This is a genomic window from Xenorhabdus sp. PB30.3, assembly GCF_963895965.1.
GTDB lineage: Bacteria > Pseudomonadota > Gammaproteobacteria > Enterobacterales > Enterobacteriaceae > Xenorhabdus > Xenorhabdus stockiae.
This window is the reverse complement of sequence record NZ_CAWQMW010000046.1, coordinates 40715-58894: the sequence shown is the minus strand read 5'-3', so window position 1 is coordinate 58894 and position 18180 is coordinate 40715. Positions and strand designations below refer to the sequence as shown.

The 18180-nt window shown below is 42.7% G+C and carries 13 protein-coding genes; 6 read left to right on the top strand and 7 right to left on the bottom strand.

Features of this window, described 5'->3' with window-relative positions; genetic code table 11:
* The first annotated feature begins 59 nt into the window (after window positions 1–59).
* The gene (locus AACX38_RS04120; protein WP_228863599.1) at window positions 60–698 is read left to right on the top strand and encodes a Vat family streptogramin A O-acetyltransferase; all 639 of its coding nucleotides are present in this window, start codon (window positions 60–62) and stop codon (window positions 696–698) included.
* Between the two features lie 218 nt (window positions 699–916).
* Window positions 917–2098, top strand: coding sequence for a lipase family protein (locus AACX38_RS04115; RefSeq protein ID WP_228863598.1), 1182 nt, complete (start codon window positions 917–919; stop codon window positions 2096–2098).
* A 132-nt stretch (window positions 2099–2230) separates the two neighbouring features.
* Here the strand turns inward: AACX38_RS04115 and AACX38_RS04110 are convergent, their stop codons facing one another.
* On the bottom strand, window positions 2231–3430 hold the full coding sequence (locus AACX38_RS04110; RefSeq protein WP_228863597.1) for an MFS transporter: 1200 nt from the start codon (window positions 3428–3430) through the stop codon (window positions 2231–2233).
* 117 nt (window positions 3431–3547) lie between these two features.
* Between AACX38_RS04110 and AACX38_RS04105 the strand changes: the two genes are divergently transcribed.
* Entirely contained in the window at window positions 3548–4159 is a 612-nt protein-coding gene (locus AACX38_RS04105; RefSeq protein ID WP_228863596.1) for a TetR/AcrR family transcriptional regulator, read from the top strand.
* An 81-nt stretch (window positions 4160–4240) separates the two neighbouring features.
* On the opposite strand, the gene AACX38_RS04100 is transcribed toward AACX38_RS04105, so the two are convergent.
* Together AACX38_RS04100 and AACX38_RS04095 are read right to left on the bottom strand one after the other, a co-directional pair.
* Window positions 4241–5419: an FAD-dependent monooxygenase gene (locus AACX38_RS04100; protein WP_228863595.1), complete on the bottom strand. Its 1179-nt coding sequence runs from the start codon at window positions 5417–5419 to the stop codon at window positions 4241–4243.
* Window positions 5404–12630, bottom strand: a complete 7227-nt coding sequence (locus AACX38_RS04095) for an amino acid adenylation domain-containing protein (protein ID WP_228863594.1) — start codon at window positions 12628–12630, stop codon at window positions 5404–5406. The genes AACX38_RS04100 and AACX38_RS04095 overlap by 16 nt, the downstream gene beginning before the upstream one ends.
* A 315-nt stretch (window positions 12631–12945) precedes the next feature.
* Here AACX38_RS04095 and AACX38_RS04090 point away from each other — a divergent pair, with 315 nt between their 5' ends.
* The 3 genes from AACX38_RS04090 to AACX38_RS04080 all read left to right on the top strand — a co-directional run bounded on the left by AACX38_RS04090 (window position 12946) and on the right by AACX38_RS04080 (window position 15439).
* Window positions 12946–13920: a methyltransferase gene (locus tag AACX38_RS04090; protein ID WP_228863593.1), complete on the top strand. Its 975-nt coding sequence runs from the start codon at window positions 12946–12948 to the stop codon at window positions 13918–13920.
* Window positions 13921–14010: 90 nt separating this feature from the next.
* Complete coding sequence (gene cynS / locus AACX38_RS04085; protein ID WP_099122110.1) at window positions 14011–14481, top strand: cyanase; 471 nt, start codon at window positions 14011–14013, stop codon at window positions 14479–14481.
* Between the two features lie 178 nt (window positions 14482–14659).
* The gene (locus AACX38_RS04080; protein ID WP_228863592.1) at window positions 14660–15439 is read left to right on the top strand and encodes a class I SAM-dependent methyltransferase; all 780 of its coding nucleotides are present in this window, start codon (window positions 14660–14662) and stop codon (window positions 15437–15439) included.
* 208 nt (window positions 15440–15647) lie between these two features.
* On the opposite strand, the gene AACX38_RS04075 is transcribed toward AACX38_RS04080, so the two are convergent.
* From AACX38_RS04075 to AACX38_RS04060, 4 genes are read right to left on the bottom strand one after another with little or no spacing between them, the layout of a single operon-like run.
* Window positions 15648–16457, bottom strand: a complete 810-nt coding sequence (locus AACX38_RS04075; protein WP_228863591.1) for an ATP-binding cassette domain-containing protein — start codon at window positions 16455–16457, stop codon at window positions 15648–15650.
* 16 nt (window positions 16458–16473) lie between these two features.
* Window positions 16474–17166 (bottom strand): energy-coupling factor ABC transporter transmembrane protein, encoded by a 693-nt coding sequence (locus AACX38_RS04070; RefSeq protein WP_228863590.1) that lies wholly within the window; start codon window positions 17164–17166, stop codon window positions 16474–16476.
* Window positions 17150–17434 carry an energy-coupling factor ABC transporter substrate-binding protein gene (locus tag AACX38_RS04065; protein ID WP_228863589.1) on the bottom strand — a complete coding sequence of 95 codons (285 nt, stop codon included), beginning with the start codon at window positions 17432–17434 and terminating at the stop codon, window positions 17150–17152. The genes AACX38_RS04070 and AACX38_RS04065 overlap by 17 nt, the downstream gene beginning before the upstream one ends.
* Window positions 17435–17446: 12 nt before the next feature.
* On the bottom strand, window positions 17447–18178 hold the full coding sequence (locus AACX38_RS04060; protein WP_099122116.1) for an energy-coupling factor ABC transporter permease: 732 nt from the start codon (window positions 18176–18178) through the stop codon (window positions 17447–17449).
* Window positions 18179–18180 lie beyond the last annotated feature (2 nt).

Here is an 18180-nt window from a genome sequence, read left to right as displayed (position 1 = left end):
ACAAAGAAGCTACTTGAAAGGCGAAGTGTATAACGATATAAGAGAAAAAAGGAGTTCATGTGAATGGCCCTGTCCCCTACGACAAGTACCCAATGAAGGGTTTTCCTCAAGTTTGCTATATCAAAAATACGGTGAAAAATCCGAACATTATTATTGGAGATTACACTTATTACGATGACCCGGAAGATGCTGAAAATTTTGAACGTAATGTTCTATATCATTTCCCGTTTATTGGCGACAAACTGATAATTGGTAAATTTTGCGCTATAGCAAGAAGAGTGCAATTTATCATGAATGGTGCAAACCATAAGTTATCTGGTATTTCAACTTACCCTTTCCAGATTTTTGGTCATGGATGGGAAAAAGTTACTCCTGCCCTTGAAGAACTTCCCATCAAGGGAGATACCGTGATCGGAAACGATGTTTGGATAGGTTATGATGCGTTAATTATGCCTGGTGTAAAAATAGGCAATGGTGCGATTATTTCCTCCCGTACTGTTGTCACTACCGATGTGCCGGCATATACCATAGTTGGCGGTAATCCGGCTAGAATCATAAAAACCCGTTTTCCCCCTGATGTCATAGTCAAACTAGAGAAATTAGCATGGTGGGACTGGCCGGTAGAAACAATAACTCGCCACCTGCCTCTGATTGTTTCAGGTGATGTTGACGCATTACTCCGACTTCAGGATATCTAAAACTCCTCTTAGCAAATCTGAAATACCTTGCACTTCATATGTAAGGTATTTCAGGTTAATGACAAAAACCCTGCGTTGCCATCCACAGATACGTGATTTAAACAAATAAGCATTTCATCTACAGATAAGTGGAGTTTGCTAAGGTGAGTGATATTTGAAGAAATTGGGGACGAAAAATCATGACAACAATATCATTGTGCAGTAAAAGATTGATTAGCATGTTATTTTTTTCATTAACAATCAATCCTGTGCTTGCCTTTGCCGGAACTCCAATGAGTACCGGAGAGCGTAATCTACCCACATTTTATAATTGGGCAGGGAAAACACCGGAACAAGCCGGTCAATTACTTCGTGTCGAACCATTAGACTCTGCACAAAGCCTGTCAAATGCCGATCAAAACATTCGTATTCTCTATAGTTCGACCGATGGGATCGATAACCACTCTCCAATTACGGTTTCTGGCGCGCTATTTTTACCGAAAGGAACACCACCAAAAGGGGGATGGCCATTACTAGCCTGGGCACATGGTACTGTCGGTATCGCGAATATTTGTGCCCCATCGTTTGCAGGCCGTAGTAAACGTGATATTAGCTACCTCAACTACTGGCTCAAACAAGGATACGCCATTGTTTCTACAGATTACCAAGGATTGGGGACTCCGGGATTGCACCCATATTCTGACTATCGGGCTACAGCTTATAGTCTGCTCGATAGTATCCGCGCAGTTCAGCAAGGCAATTTTCATCTATCAAAGAAAACAATCCTCATTGGACAATCGCAAGGCGGAGGAGCTACATTTGCCGCTACCTTATACGCAAAAAGCTACTCACCTGATCTTGATATTGTCGGTGCTGTAACAACGGGAACCAGTGTGCCTGACGCTATCAAGAAAATGGTAAAACGAGACGATACTGTCAGACATACACTTGCTTACTTTTTATTAGCAGTGAATACTGTACCGTTAGTCAAACCATCATTATCGCCTGAGGATTATCTGAGTGACAAAGCAATCCCGGCTTTTCGCCTTTCACAGACTCACTGTCTGCGTGATATAGAAAAACAGATATTTTCAGATAACTTAACCGGCGCAAATAGTTTTAAGAAAGATCCAGTACCACTTATACAAGCTATCCTGAGCGTCAGGTATTATCCCGCCATAAAAACAGACATTCCTATTTTCTGGGGAACAGGTGGGCAGGATGTAGACTCACCAAAAGCCGGACAGATTAAGCTTGTTACTGCTGCGTGCAAACGAGGCAGTCATATTGAGTGGCATCTCTATCCCGGTTTGAGCCACTCGGCCACAATGAAAGGCTCTTTGCCCGACTCTACCATTTTTGTTAAACGAGCTTTTTCAGGTGAGCATATCGATGGGAATTGCGCCACGAGCATAGAGTAATCATCACTGTATGTTTCCATGCTCATATACAAAAAGATCTGCGGTTAAAATAGGAAAGCAGATCTTAATGAATGTTGTTCAGGTGCCTTCTTTAGAGTGAAGGAGGTACCAAAAATACGCTATCTTTTGCGCTTATTGGAGCCTACGACTGCTGGGGAAGCCATATTTTTTAGACTTCCAGCCTAAAGTTAATCCAGCTAATAACAATAGACAGATCACCCAGGGGAATGAAGATACTCCAAGGGTTTCCAGCAGAATTCCTCCCAGAATACCGCCACCAGCGATGGCAATATTCCATACAGTGACAACCATAGATTGCGCTATATCGGCACCATCCCCTGCGGCGTCAGCAGAAGCCGTTTGCAGTAATGTCGCTGCACCACCAAAGGTTAATCCCCAGACAGCAACTCCCAGATAAATGACTGAAGGGATATTACCACCAAAACCAAGCATAACGGCAGTTAAGGTGAATATGCTGAGGCTGAGTAACACCAGTATTCGCAGATAGTTATCAACCAATAACCCGATGATCCAGATACCCAGTAAAGCTGCTATCCCAAATATCAGGAGAATGAAATCAACACGTTCCGATAATCCGGCGGGTACAAGAAAAGGTGAGATATAGGTATAAAGAATGTTATGTGCCAACATCCAGAAAAAAATGACAAGCAACACCGGACGAACACCCGCTGTGGTAAAAACTCTGTAAACAGGAACACGCCGCTCTGCACTTTGCCCAGGAAAATCAGGTACCTTAAGTATGACCCATATCGCCAGTATTAGTGTCAGGCCAGACATAATCGCAAAGGTTCCTTTCCAGCCAACCAGATTACCCGCCCAAGTCCCGACCGGAACCCCCAGAGATAATGCAATTGGTGTTCCCACCATTGCCACGGCCATTGCCCGGCCCTGCAATGAAACTGGTACCATCAGCCGTGCATAACCGGCTAAAAACCCCCACGCAAGACCCGCTGCAACTCCAGCCAGAAAACGTACAGTTAATGTCAGAAAATAATTTGAGGATAATGCAGTAATCGTATTAAAAATCAAAAAACCAACAATCGCGCAGAGTAGAACGGGTCGTCTCCGATAACCGCGTACTGCGGCGACAAGAGGAATTGCTGCTAATAATGACCCTAGAGCATAAAGAGTGACTAACTGACCCGCTAACGCTTCTGAAACGCCAAAATCCAAGCTAATTTGAGGTAGTAACCCTGCGGGTAGTGTCTCCGTCAAAATAGCAATAAAGCCCGTCATTGCCAGCCCCAATAATCCGGAAATAGGAAGACGCTCAGTTGTCGTTACTGATAATACAGAGGTGTTTTCATGCATTTAAATGATCCTTTTAATATATATATCGATCGATATAAAAGTAGAGATAACAAGGCTACCTTGTCAAGGACTTTTATATCGATTAGTATTTAAGTAGACTTTAATGAGGAAATAATGATGGCTAAAATGGGGCGTCCACGTCGTTTTGATCGAGATGTAGCGGTCAATCAGGCGATGTTTCTGTTTTGGGAACACGGCTATGAATCAACGTCTCTGAGTCAGCTAAAAGCTGGAATGGGTGGCATTTCTGCTCCCAGTTTCTATGCTGCCTTTGGCTCCAAAGAGGCACTATTTAAAGAAGTAGTAACCCGTTATCTGGATACATATGGTCAGGTAACCGCAAGCCTTTGGGATCAGAACATACCTCCCAAAGACGCGGTTGAAATGGCACTACGTCACTCAGCGAGAATGCAAACAGAATACGATCACCCCTCGGGTTGTTTACTCGTATTGTCAGCTAGTGTTTGCTCACCAGAGCATGAACATATCCAAAAACTGCTGGCAGATATCAGAGAAGAAACGCGGAAAGGTTTTGCTTCGTGTATACAGCGCGCCATAGATAACGGTGAGTTAGCAAGCGAAAGTGATCCTTCAGCAATGGCGGCGTTGTTCAATGGTCTTCTGTTAGGATTTTCAACTTTAGCCAGAGATGACGTTTCGCTGGAGGTTCTTGAATCATCCATTACACAAATAATGAAAATTTGGGATCTCAGAGCCAATCATTGTTGAATAATAACGGGCTGTATTTTTACTTTAAACACAGCCCGTTGCAGATTTTTTACGACAAAAATGCTTTAACCAAAAGAGTCGTTATAGGGTCTGGAGAGTAAGATCTCCCACCGGAAAGTGTAAGAATCTTTCAAAGTCTTCTCTGAGAGCCGTCTCTGGTAAAGACTGTAAAGATAAGTCCCTCTGCTGACAATCAAAAATACCATCTTTCTGTCCAAGATCGCTTTGTATCTTTGACTCATCAACAAACAGTTCGGTTCTTGGGATACGCACTTTCTCGTATTGACGCAGAGCGGCAACTGGATCTGGCTGCTGCTTCAACATATGCCCCAGAACAGCAGCATCTTCAATCGCCATCCCGGCACCCTGGCCCAGGGTCGTAAGCATAGGGTGAGCAGCATCACCTAAAAGAGTAATTCTTCCTTTCCCCCAAAGCGGGGAAAAAGGCCTGTCCTGCGCAGATACGGAGATAATATCTTCCGATGGCGTTTGTGAAATAATGTCGGAAACAATTGTCGGCCAACCCTCAAAATAGGCCAGAACATCCTGATTACTCCCTTCCCAATGACAGGCCTGCTCGTTACTCATGTTTGCAGTTCCCCACCAATAAACTTCACCTCCGCCTATATCGATTAAACCGACTCGTTTTCCCTGCCCCAAATAATGGACAACATAGCCGGGGGTAATCTGCGGATGCTGATAACGGGTAATTGCCAGCCAGCAGATATAATCAGAAGCACGGAGCGGCTGATTCCCCTGTAGATATTCCCGGACAACAGAGTGGATACCATCAGCACCAATCAACAGGTCACCCTGTGTTTCTCTTCCGTCAGCAAAACGGACAGTAACCGCATTATCACTTTCGATAATTTCATCTACTTTCGCATCGACATGAATAATGTTCTGATCTAATTGCTGTAACAGGGCTTCCTGTAGTGCCTTACGTGATAAACAGACACTATCAAATCCATTGGAAGACGAGATTTCAGGTACAGGCATTCTGCGTATAAGCTGATCCTTAACGTTCCTGACTTCGAAATTCTTAACCGGAGCACCAAAGTTTTCCAGTTTCAGATTAACTCCAATAGAGGATAGCGCCGCAACAGCATTAGTTATCACAGACAGACCAGAACCTGCCGTTCGTAAAGTCGTTGCTTGTTCGTAAACTTCAACCTCATAACCAAGACGCTGTAAAACAACCGCCGTCGTTAATCCGCCAATACCTGCACCAGCTATAATAACTTTCAATGGACGGGACATATTTTCTCCGAATCCGATATGACTTGTTTTGTAGACGATTTTTTCATTTCCTGAAGAATGACCTTTGCCACTTCCTGTACATAAGGTTCTTCCATGATTTCCAGATGATCCCCGGGCACATCAATGACATTGATATAACCGCTTGTCTTGCTCTCCCAGCCATTTTTCGGATCACGATACTCACTTCGTACCGCATCATGCATAGAGCGCAAAATGACAGGTAACGGCCGTGTTGCATGTAATAAAGTCATATTGATATCCGCTTTATCAGCAACATGATCTGTAGCCGCTTTCCAGTTAGCTTTATACACATCGAATAACCGCTGTATGACTGCACGGGAACTACCCTGAGGAATTGCACCTGTCGCGATAGCATGCTCGGTGATATATTCAAACTGTTCCTGCAAAGAGGTAATCTGTTCCGGTAAGGTCTGTTCCGGGAGTGTGGCGCCTTCGTTCAGCCATAATAATTCCCAAAAGAACCATCGCAGCAAAGCGCCTTCATTTATTGTTGTCTGAGACGATGCGTTAACAGCCACCGTGTCTAAAATAAAGAGGTCTGTGACGTCTTCACCCTGCTCTTTCAATTGTCGGGCCATCTCGAATGCGACAAATCCGCCATAAGACCAACCTCCGATTGAATATGGGCCATGTGGCTGTATTCCACGTATAGCTTCCAGATAATTTGCAGCCTGTTCCTGTATACTGTTCAGCGGTATAGATCCTGCGTCTACACCATGCGCCTGTAATGCATAGAAAGGCTGATCGTCAGGGAAATACTTCACTAACCGCAAATAGGACAACACATTTCCCCCCATAGGATGGACAAAGAACAGTGGTTGTTTATGCCCTGTCGTTCGCATGGGGACAAGCGGACTGAATTTTGGATACCCTCCCTCTTCCCTGATATGTGCAGCTAACTGGGCAACCGTCGGGTAACTGATAAAAAGAGACAAAGGAACACTGGTACTGAAATGCTTTTCAATCAAGACCACCATTCTCATGGCAGTTAATGAAGTAGCCCCGATATCAAACAGATTCTGGTGAACAGATACAGCAGGAATTTTCAGCAAATCAGCGGCCAAATCACACAGAACCTGTTCATAATTGTCTCGTGGCGCAATATCTTCTGCGTTGTTATGGCATTGCATAATCTTCATACTACGTAATGCAGCATCATCACGCTTACCACTTAGCGTTTTAGGCAGAGTACTCAGCCACTCTATTCGGGAAGGCACCATGTATTTAGGCAATTTTTCAGACAAATGTTGCTGTATACGCCCAGTTAAGGCTTCATTCTTTTCTCCTACCAAGAATGCCACCAGCAGGCTATCATTTTCCCCATGTTGCTGAACGACAACAGCAACGTCTTGCAGAACCTTATCAGCACCGGGCGTACTCGATATCGCTAATTCTATTTCTGCCAGTTCTACACGATACCCACGTACTTTAACCTGAGTATCTTTACGGCCTAAGCTGAGGATATTGCCATCCCTGAGTTTTACACCCAGATCACCGGTTCGATAGAGTGTCTCCCCGCTGCCTTTAAGGACAATAAAGCGTTCTGCGGTTAATTCTGGCTGGCGGTAATAGCCCTGTGCAACAGGTAAACCACGGGCATAAATTTCCCCCTGTTCACCGATAGCGACTTCTTCTAACTGGCTATTAAGCAAGATGATATCTGCGTTGCTGATACTTTTACCAATGGGAGGAAGCGCCGGAAAAACTGCCGGATCACCCTGCATAGTAAATGCCGTGATAACATGGGTTTCCGTCGGACCGTACTGGTTCTCAAGAATACCGTTATTAATCTGACCGATAAGCAAACGAATATCATCAGTCACCCGAAGTTGTTCTCCTGATGAAATAACAACTTTCAGGTTTTTCGGGTAGGTTTCCAGTGCAACGGCTGTTTCAGCTAATTGCTGAAGCGCAACATAAGGCAAATAAATTCTTTCTGTCCGGTAATTATCAAGAGTACGCAGTAATTGCAAAGGATCGCGTCGTTCATCTTCACTGATAAGATGTAACTCGCCACCGGCAGTCAGCGTAGAGAAAATCTCCTGAAATGAAACGTCAAAACTCAGTGGCGCATACTGTAAGGTAGAACCAATATTTTTACCGGATTGGGTTTCATTCTGCCAAATAACCATATTTGACAAGCTACGATGCGGCATTGCCACACCTTTAGGTTTTCCCGTTGAACCGGAAGTAAACAGTAAATAAGCCAGTTGTTCAGGCTCTATTTCTGTCTCTGGTTTCTCTGTATCTGATAAAGGCACACCCCTGTGTATCAGCGTGTCAGCCCTGACGGTTGGAATTGCCGCCACGTTAAATAACTGACTGGATTTATCATCAACAATGACAAGTGCTGGCTGAGCCTGTTCCGTCATGGCTTCAATACGCTGAGCCGGATAGCTTAAATCCAACGGAAGACAAACGCCGCCTGCTCTCATAACACCAATCAGTGATGAAACCAATATCGGAGAACGTTCAAGCGCAATGGCAACAGGCGTATTCTGCACAACGCCACCAGCAATCAACACGGAAGCAATTTTCCCGGATTCCGACCAGAGTTTCCTGTAACTCCATTGCAGATCATGATGACGGATTGCAATTGCATCCGGCTGTTCCCGTACATTTTTGGCCATCATCGCCAGTACAGAGATAAATTCCTGAGAATATATGCCTTTGTTGCTTTGTGTAAGCGGCTGGCTCAGCGTTGCCGGTTGATCACGATGGCTGATCATTCTGTTCAATATGGACATATAGATATCCATATAGGTATCAGCCTGAATCTGTGAGAACACACTGCCATCAAAATCACATCGCAGATAATGTTGGCCGGTACTGAAATCGGTCATGACATTGAGCAGTAATTCAAAGTTAGTCTCTTCCCACGGATCAAATGCAATGAGAGATAAATCAGGAGTGTCAAAAACATCTTTTAATACATGAAAATGAATGTAATTAAATGCGGAGCTTATTTCCACGCCTTCTCCTGCTACTTGCCGGATAGCATTAAGCGGATATTTACGATATGGAGCATGACGCTGTTCAGCGCTAAATACAGCATGGATACACTCTTTCCATGTTTTATTCTGCACAGAAAAACGGACAGGTAATGTATTGAGAAACAAACCCAGTGTTTGCTCTGAATTCTGTGCATCTGGTCTGCCGTGAGTGACTAACCCGGTTGCAATTTCATCCTGAGCCGTAATTTTAGCCACAGTCAAACAATGGGCGGCAAAGAATACTGATTTAACTGAAACACGTTCACGCTGGACTAACGTTGTCAGCTTTTCTTCAGTTTCTTTGGAAATAATTGCTTTTTTAGTGAAGACCCGATCTTCTGGCTCACTGTCGTACAACCGGTAGGCAGGTAATTGCGTTCTGGTCAGCCCGCTGAACATGTTTTTCCAGAACAATTGGTGTTCCTGACACTGTAATGCGTGGATCTCATCCTGAACATATAGAGCTGGTGATGGTAATACATCTGCCTCTGAAGAATACATCCCCTCATGCTGGTAACGAGAAAAGAGTTCACGTATCAAATTTGCCACACTGCCACCATCCAGAATGGCATGATGAAAACTGAATACCATCTCGATAGTATCTGCCGTTCTGAATAAGCTGATTCGATACAATGGCGCACAATCAAACTGGTAGTTATGACGACGTCCCTTTTCCATGCACTCTTTGAGCGTTGTTTCGGAATCATCCTGTGTCAGTGAGCTGATATCATGAATCTCTACAACATCATCAAGCCTGATATTGTGGTTGATAATTTGTAATGGTTCACTGAAATCCGCCAGATTAAAGTGGGAACGCAGAACAGGATGTCGCTGGATTATCGCTGATATACTTTGGCGAAAAATTTCAGGCTCCCACTTTCCTTTCAGCGTATAGCGGAAAACATCTTTATAAGTGGCTGAATGTTTGCTCTGCTGGCTGTGATATATCAAACCAAGCTGGAGTTGAGTGGCAGGAAACGCATCTTCATAGTGTGAAAGTGCTGCACGCTCTTTTTCTTTAATCAAGGCAAACGGAGATAGCTCAACATGTTTTTGAATTTTCCGGCCAGCATCAATTTGCTGGCTCAACTCAGCTATCGTCAAATATTGTGATAACTCAGAAAGCGTGACATTCATTCCTGCTTTTTCAGCCTCAGAACGTACTTTCAACATCAGGATTGAATCACCACCTAATGTGTAAAAATTATCCTGCACGCTGAGCTTCTCAATTTTTAATACCCGTTGCCATATTTCAGCCAATTGATGTTCAGTTTCAGTCTGAGCATCATCATAGCTAGGCAAAACCTCCGTTTTTACCAATGAGCTATTTACCAGCGTAATAAGTGCCTGACGATCAACTTTACCATTTGGAGTAAGAGGAATATAAGAAACGGGGATAAATTGCTGCGGGATCATGAAATCAGGTAAGCATTCCAGTAACATTTCACGCAGTTTTTCAGGAGTAAAATACTGGTTATTGATGACATTCGGGTTAATAACATAATATGCACACAGGTAAGTATCACTATTACTGTTTACCTGTGGTAAAACCTCCGCTCGGCTGATCCCCTGAATACGCTCTAGCGTATTTTGTATTTCCCCCAGCTCAATACGGTTACCTCTGATTTTTACCTGATTATCAATTCGCCCCAAATATTCAATGCTGCCATCAGGTAACCATTTAGCTAAATCCCCTGTGCGATACCAGCGTTCACCTCCATCCAGAATGAATTTCTCGTCTGTTAATTCAGTCTTATTGTGGTAACCACGGGCTAACCCAATGCCGCTAATCTGCAACTCACCCGCAATACCTATTGGTTGCCGGGTGCCATGCTGGGATACGATTCTCAGTGTGATATTGTTGATCGGGAATCCAATAGGAACCCGATTGATAACACTGTTATTTTCGGGAAGAAACTCAAAATACGATACATCTACGGTTGCCTCAGTCGGGCCATAGAGATTGATCAAAGCCGGTGCATTTAAACCAAAAGCGGAAAAAATCTGACGGAATTGATTAACCCGTGTCGGAGGCAAGGCTTCACCGCTGGTGAATACGCGGCGTAAGCTAGTTAGTTGATTCACTAACTCTGGTTCAGCTTCCAGAATATCGAGGAAAGGCTGAAGCATAGAAGGAACAAAGTGCAATGTTGTTACGTTGTGTGCACTTATCGCGTTTATTATCTCCAGCGGATCTTTATGAGCACCGGGAGGTAATAAGTGAACAGATGCCCCGGAAATTGACCACCAGAATAATTCCCAGACAGACACATCAAATGAAATCGGTGTCTTTTGTAATATCACATCCGTGCTATTGAGTGGATAACGTTCCTGCATCCACTCAATCCGGTTTACCGCTGAATTATGGTTGATCATTACACCTTTAGGCTGTCCGGTAGAACCTGAGGTATAAATCATATAAGCCAGCGAATCTGCGGCAGATAAATTGGGCTGCTTTATATACTCATGAATTGAAATGCGACTTCCATCAATGACAACATACGATTGCTCACTCAAAGACGGTTTAACTTCATCGGAAATGATGACCGTGACACCGCTGTCCTTCAGCATATAGTTAACCCGCTCTTGCGGATAATTGGGATCTACAGGCAAATAAGCGGCACCGGCTTTCAAGACCGCGAAAATCGCTGTGAGCATATCCGTACTACGATCCATCAAAATAGCAACCATGTCCCCTTTTCTCACACCAGCCTTCAGTAAAACGGCTACCATATTATCTATACGGCTTTGGAATTGGAGATAAGTCAGGGCTGGTTTCCCGCCAGAACTTGCGATAGCGATTGCTTCACCATCTAATGCAACCTGAGTATCAAATAGCGTTGATAAAGTTTCTTGTTTTGAGAATTCAGTAACCGGCCCTTGTTCAAAAAGAGCAAGTCGTGCCACTTCTTCGATTGAAGAGAGGTTCACCTGAGCAACAGTCTGCTCTGGCGATGCAACCATCTGTTCAATGATATGTGCTAAAGACGAAGTAAAGGCTTCAAATGAGTAATCTTCATCGAAAATATCCTCGGCCCCGGTAATATCAATGGCAACTTCCCTGTTATTCCCACAGCTATGAACATGAATCGCAATAGCATCATCTTCATGGGCCGTTGCTGCGGCATAAATCTCTTCGTCGTTATAGATATCACGGGAAGCCGCAGTTAGGGGTGAATAGTTATAAGATACAGTGACATCAAAACACTGACGTTTCCCGGCACCTATAGATTTAAGTAAACGCCCAAGAGGAATATGTTCAAACGCTTTTAGATTTGAAATATCGGCTTTAATACGCGCCGCCAGTTCAATAAACGTATCCTGTGCGTTGACCATAACAGCCAGTGGCAGTGTATTAGCCCACTCCCCTGCAATATCAAGCTGATTCATACGACGGTTAAGGAATGGAATACCAATGGTTAATCGGGTGTTATTGTGTACTCGTGATAACAAGATAGCCACTGAAGCCATAACAACCTGATAAGGGTTGATTCCCTGAGAAAGCATCTTCTCTACTTTGGCGGGCGCTAATAGGTGCCTATGTTGTATAAAATGAGACTGATGTCTTTTCTTTTTCCGATTAAAAAAAACCGGTTCATGACGTTGTGTAAGATCAGCCAGTTGTGTTATTTGCTGTTCGGTTTCTGGCTGTGACAGAATTTTTTCTTGTTCAAGGATCGATGAAATATACTTTTCAGTGTTGAGGGATAATGACTCAGTATTATCATCAGTATTCCGATAATATTTAGCGATTTTTTTTGTTAACTGATTTATTCCCCAGCCATCACAAACAATATGATGGGCTCGAATAAAAATAGCCGACTGGTTATTTTTCAAATTGCGCAGTAAGACAACTTCAAGTAATGATTTGTCATTCAGAGTAAAAATGTGTTCTGACCATTCTTTGAAAAGAACAGAAATATCCTTATCTTCAGCATCAATAATTTTTACTTGATTAATAGCACTGTTTTTTATCTGCTGATTCAGCACTCCATCCTGTTCAAGGATACGTATTTGACGTGTTATATCGCAATTTATGGTGTTATTAACTGCATGAAAATACCTTTCAAAATTAATATTTTCTTTTAATTTCCGTGCTATGGCTATAGTAAATTGATTACTTTCTGGATTACGTTGGGTTTCATAATAAATTTCTTTTTGGTACTGGGTAAGAGGTACTACTTGTGAAGTTTTCATAGCGGTTTACTGCTTACATCGTAATTCGGGTGTTTTATTTTATGAACCACGCTCTACTCAACACAAGGGGTATTATTTTACATTGCATTACATTTTTTATTAATCGCATAATAAAATCAAATTTTATGGCAATTAATTGATATTAATCAAAGAAAAATTATTTAATTAACAGCTGTTCATAAAGTCTGATTGATAATATTTAACCTGTTTTTTCATGGTAATAATTATTGCTCTTATGGCATAATTTGATAATGCAAGATTTATTAAAAAAATATACTTTAGTTCTGATTAATTATATATATGCGGGAGAAAATAATGTTATCAGAAATGACTGTGTCTTATCGTAAGTCTGCTGCACTGTTTGCTTTTGTGGAAAGTAAGGCACCATTATATTTAACCACCCAAGAGGGTAAAACAGCGAAACACCTTGCTCAATTATGTCATGTTTCTGAGGATAGGTTTCATAGGCTGTTGAATTACATGCAAACACTCAATGTGTTAACAAAAAAAGAAGATAAATTTTATCTCACTGAGGAATGCTCAACTCTCAGTGATCCAAACAGCCTTGAGACATTACACATAAAACTCGAATTAAACCCAGCTATTTGGAATGCATGGTCACAATACAGCATATCTCTGAATGAAATGAGCGACAAACCGGCGTTTGAAATTCACAATCATCAATCATTTTTCGCTTATGCGGGTCATGAAAGTAATAAAAACTTCAAAGTGACTTTTGATGATTTTATGTCAAAAGCAACTGAGTCAAAGAGTGATCCAATTATTGAAAATATGCCTCTAGATGGCATTACTTCATTTATTGATATAGGTGGAGGGCTTGGCGCTTTAGCAAAAGATATAAAAACGCACTATCCCCATATCCAGTGTCACGTCATGGATTTGTATGATTTTGACAAAAAAGAATCTGAAGGTGTAACTTTAATTAATGGTGATTTTTTTGCTGATATTCCTTCAGGATACGATGCTTATTGTATAAAAAACGTATTGCATAACTGGCCAGATCAAAAAGCCGTTGATATTCTCAGAAATTGCCATAAAGCAATGAGAAAAGATTCTGTTTTATATATTATCGAGATGATTAAAGAGAAAAATAATGCGACTTCAGAATCTTTTGATTTATATATGGACGTCACAGTATCGGGTAAATCACGATATCGCTCAGAATTCGAATCAATAGCAGGACAAGCGGGTCTCACTATAACAAATGCATATAATCTTAATTTCTCCCTGACAGGAAGTCATCACTATATTATTGAAATGAAAAAATAAGCAGTCAATAACCCGAATTACGGATAGTGATCCGGGTTATTTTCCTTATTTACCCCTTTTCTACCTCTCACTACTATTCAGGAAAATAACATGCAACAAACATTAACCACTCAAACCTCTCGTCTCGAACTGACTGAACGTATTATCACAGCCAAACTTGCAAAAAACCTCTCATGGGAAGACATTGCGCAGGGCACAGGGCTGAGTGTGACTTTTGTTACAGCGGCCTTACTTGGGCAACATTCATTACCGATGGAAGCGGCCAAAAAGGTTGTCGAACAATTGGGGCTGAAAGATGATGCGGTAAAACTTCTACAGGCAATTCCTATGCGGGGTTCAATCCCAACCGGAATACCGACCGACCCAACGATTTATCGCTTCTATGAAATATTACAAGTCTACGGAACAACCTTAAAAGCGTTAATTCATGAGCAATTTGGCGATGGTATTATTAGTGCAATTGACTTTAAATTAGATATCAGGAAAATCGAAGATCCCGCAGGCGGAAGCCGGGCTGTAATCACTCTGGACGGTAAATATTTACCGACAAAACCATTTTAATCATGTGAAACCCGTGTGCTGGTGGATGTTTTCCTGTGAGCGAAGAAGAGTTCGGGGTGATGAATGAGAAGACGTATATAATAAGAGATTCGGATCAGAAAGAGTCTTAAATCAACGCTTTTAAATTATACCCTATAGATTTTGAGTTGCATCACTCCCCTACCAATGAGTATTCTTTATGACTGATTTTTTAACTGCGAACCAAATAGCCTGGGATAGACAAGCCGAAGAACAGCATCCGTGGTCTGTCCCTGTTAGTTCCGAGACGGTTTCACAAGCCAAAAAAGGTGAATGGCAGGTTCATCTCACTCCGAAAGCGCTTCCCAAAGAGTGGCTTGGTGATATTAGCCAGAAACGTATCCTGTGTCTGGCCTCTGCCGGTGGGCAGCAAGCGCCAATACTGGCGGCAGCCGGAGCTGAAGTCACTGTTTTTGATCTTTCCATAAAACAACTGGAGCAAGACAGAATCGTTGCAGAAAGAGACGAACTCCGAATTGAGACTGTTCAAGGAGATATGCGAGATCTCAGTATATTCGCCGATGAAACATTTGATTTCATTTTTCACCCTATCTCTAATTTGTATATTCCCGATGTCAATCCTGTATGGCAAGAGTGTCACCGGGTTTTAAAAAGAAAAGGGAAATTATTAGCGAGCTTTTTTAACCCTGTCGTTTTTGTTGGAGAACGCAATCAAGAACATATGCAGCAAGGAATTATTAAGCCACTGTATAAAATGCCTTTTTCTGAAATGGATATTCTGACACCAGAACAAATAACTGATAAAAACCAGAAACAGGAAGCGTTTGTTTTCGGACACTCTTTAACTGATTTAATTGGTGGGCAACTACGTGTTGGATTCCGGTTAATTGATTTTTATGAGGATTGGCAACCCTATCCCCGTTTTGTCATAGATCAGTATTTACCTACTTTTATGGCAACCCGCTCGATTAAAGATTAGCTTGCATACTGTGTGGTTACTTTATCCTATACACAAATCGGATGTTACGGGGTTAGACAAGTAACCCACTTTTTGACTAAAAATATTTTTCCAGTTGTATTCGTACTTAATATCTCAGCAACAGAAAATTTAACGAAGGCAGTGTAGCTGGGATTTTGGTAGTTACAAGTTGCATAGCAAACTTCATTATTGCTGCTTTACAAAAGTGTTAATGATTAGGGATATTTTTGCGAAGCATGGAAAAAAGCTGTTGCTCTGTCTTGCACAAAGACAAACCACCTTCAGTGTGTACTTTCACCAGCCACGGCTGTACCAATCCAGCCTGCTCAAGCTGAGTTTTTTGCAGGAACACGGTTTCAGTGCTGCCGGAACTGATCATTTCTCCATTTGCCAGCACATATAAGCCATCGCAGATTTGATAAATTAAATCTATATCGTGACTGGAAATAATGATCCTTTTACCTTCAGCAGCAATATTGTGGATAATATCTAGCATTTGTTGGCGACCTGCCGGATCAAGCCCTGCGGTTGGTTCATCCAGCAATAAATAATCAGCATCCATAACCAGCGCACCCGCAATAGCGACTCTTTTTTTCTGACCAAAACTCAGGTATTGAATTGGCTTATTGCGAAAAGTGTGTGCATCTACCTGAGTCAGTGCATATTCTATCCGGCGCTGAATTTCAGTTTCATCAACACCCAGATTACGCAAACTAAAAGCAAGATCACTGTTGATATCGGTATAAAAAATTTGTTGGTCGGGGTCCTGAAAAACTGTCACAACACGCTGGCGCAGAGCCATCAGACCTTTTTTACTATAATCCAGCGGTGTGTTATTCCACCAGACTGCGCCTTTTTGTGGGCGCAGAATACCGGAAAGATTCATAAATAAGGTGGATTTGCCACAGCCATTTGCACCAATAATGCCAGTAACCTGAAAGCGACTGAAATCAAGTGTGAGATCTTTTAAGACCGGACCATCCTGATAGCTGAAAGACAGTGCCCGAGTTTCTAACATATTATTTCACCTTACTTTATGGTTTTCTTATTGTTAAATGGAAATTTCCCTGATATAGCTTGAGTTCCAATGCCACGCCCATTTGCTGATAACGGCTCATTACCCGCACAAATAACATACTGATTAGCATTGCCAGTGAGTGGTAACTCGTTCGCAAAGTGCGGTAACCGAACCGTAATGATTGCGCATGATGAATTGCGGCTGCTTCCTCTACAAAGATAAAAATAAAACGCCATGTCAGCAGGAGTTGTTCGATTAGCAAATGGGGAACACGGCAAAATTTCAGTAATCTGATTATCTGTTCAAAGGGCATATTCATCATGAACCAGAATGTTGCAGATAGCGCAGCAAGGCTGCGCCAGAGAGTTTGATTAGCTATCTGAATTCCCTGTGTATCAATACCAAGCCAATATTGCCCGATACGAAATCCCCACAGCAGTTTTTCCGGCTGCATACCAACGGACAACACAATAGCAATCAGGCCGAATACCAAAAAACCACAAGGAATTAACAGCCATTTCAAATAACGCAGCAGGCTGATCCGCAATAGATAGCAGCTCAGCATCACAAGCCCGACCAACAATACGGCCTGCCCCAATGGCGAAAGCACCATTGCCAGAGTCATGAACAGGAGATACAGGGCGAATTTCGCCCTGGGATCTTTATCACGCCAGCGGCTTTGGTAACTGAGTTTATCTATTCCGATCATGATCTTTCCGATTACGGTGATAGTAACCAAAAATGTAGAAAATCACGGCAGTACCCAGGCTTCCCTGTAAAGTAAACAACAGGCTTTCAATCTCACCACTGGCAGGTTCATAGAGGGATTCAAACCACGGTGTATAATCCGGCGCTATTTCCATAATCTGGGCTTCTGCCTGTCCATCTGCTCCACCAAATTCTCCTCCATGCTCAATGAAAAACGGGATAATGCACAGTGCTGCAACGAGGGACAGTAATATCACGGTCTTTTTCATTTGTTGTTCTCCTCAGAAACTGCGGGCCTGAATTAATTGTCTTTTTACCAGCTGGTCGTAAATCAGTACGGTTAGTAACCCTTCAGCCACGGCAATGGGAAGCTGAGTTATGCAGAAAATACCCATGAATTTAAGGATCGCCGCCCCCATACCGAGTTGCGGATCAGGAAAAGCAACACCCAACTGAATGGAGGTAATGGCGTAAGTGACAATATCAGCGACAAAAGCACACAAAAAGACGCTAATATCTTTGCGCATTCCCATCTTGCAGGAGAAACGCCAGATCAAATACCCGGCCAGTGGGCCAATAACTGCCATTGACATTCCGTTAGCACCCAGCGTTGTGATACCGCCATGCGCCAGCAATAACGCCTGAAACAACAAGACAATTGCACCCAGTATCGCCACAACAGAAGGGCCAAATAGAATCACCGCCAGCGCCACGCCGGTAGGATGTGAGCAACTTCCGGTAACCGAAGGAATTTTCAGGGCTGAAAGGACAAAAATAAATGCGCCACACAGTGCCAGCAGAACTTTTTGATTCCCCTCATCCTGCACAATCTGGCGTAACTTTACCAACCCGACCGCCAGACAAGGCAGAAAAGCCAGCCACCAGCCAATCGCCCACATGGGGGGTAAAAAACCCTCCATAACATGCATAGCAAAAACTTCCTGCGGTGCCATCACCAACAACAGTGCGATAATTGCACTCAATAACGTAGAGTTCGTCAGTTTCTGTTGCATAA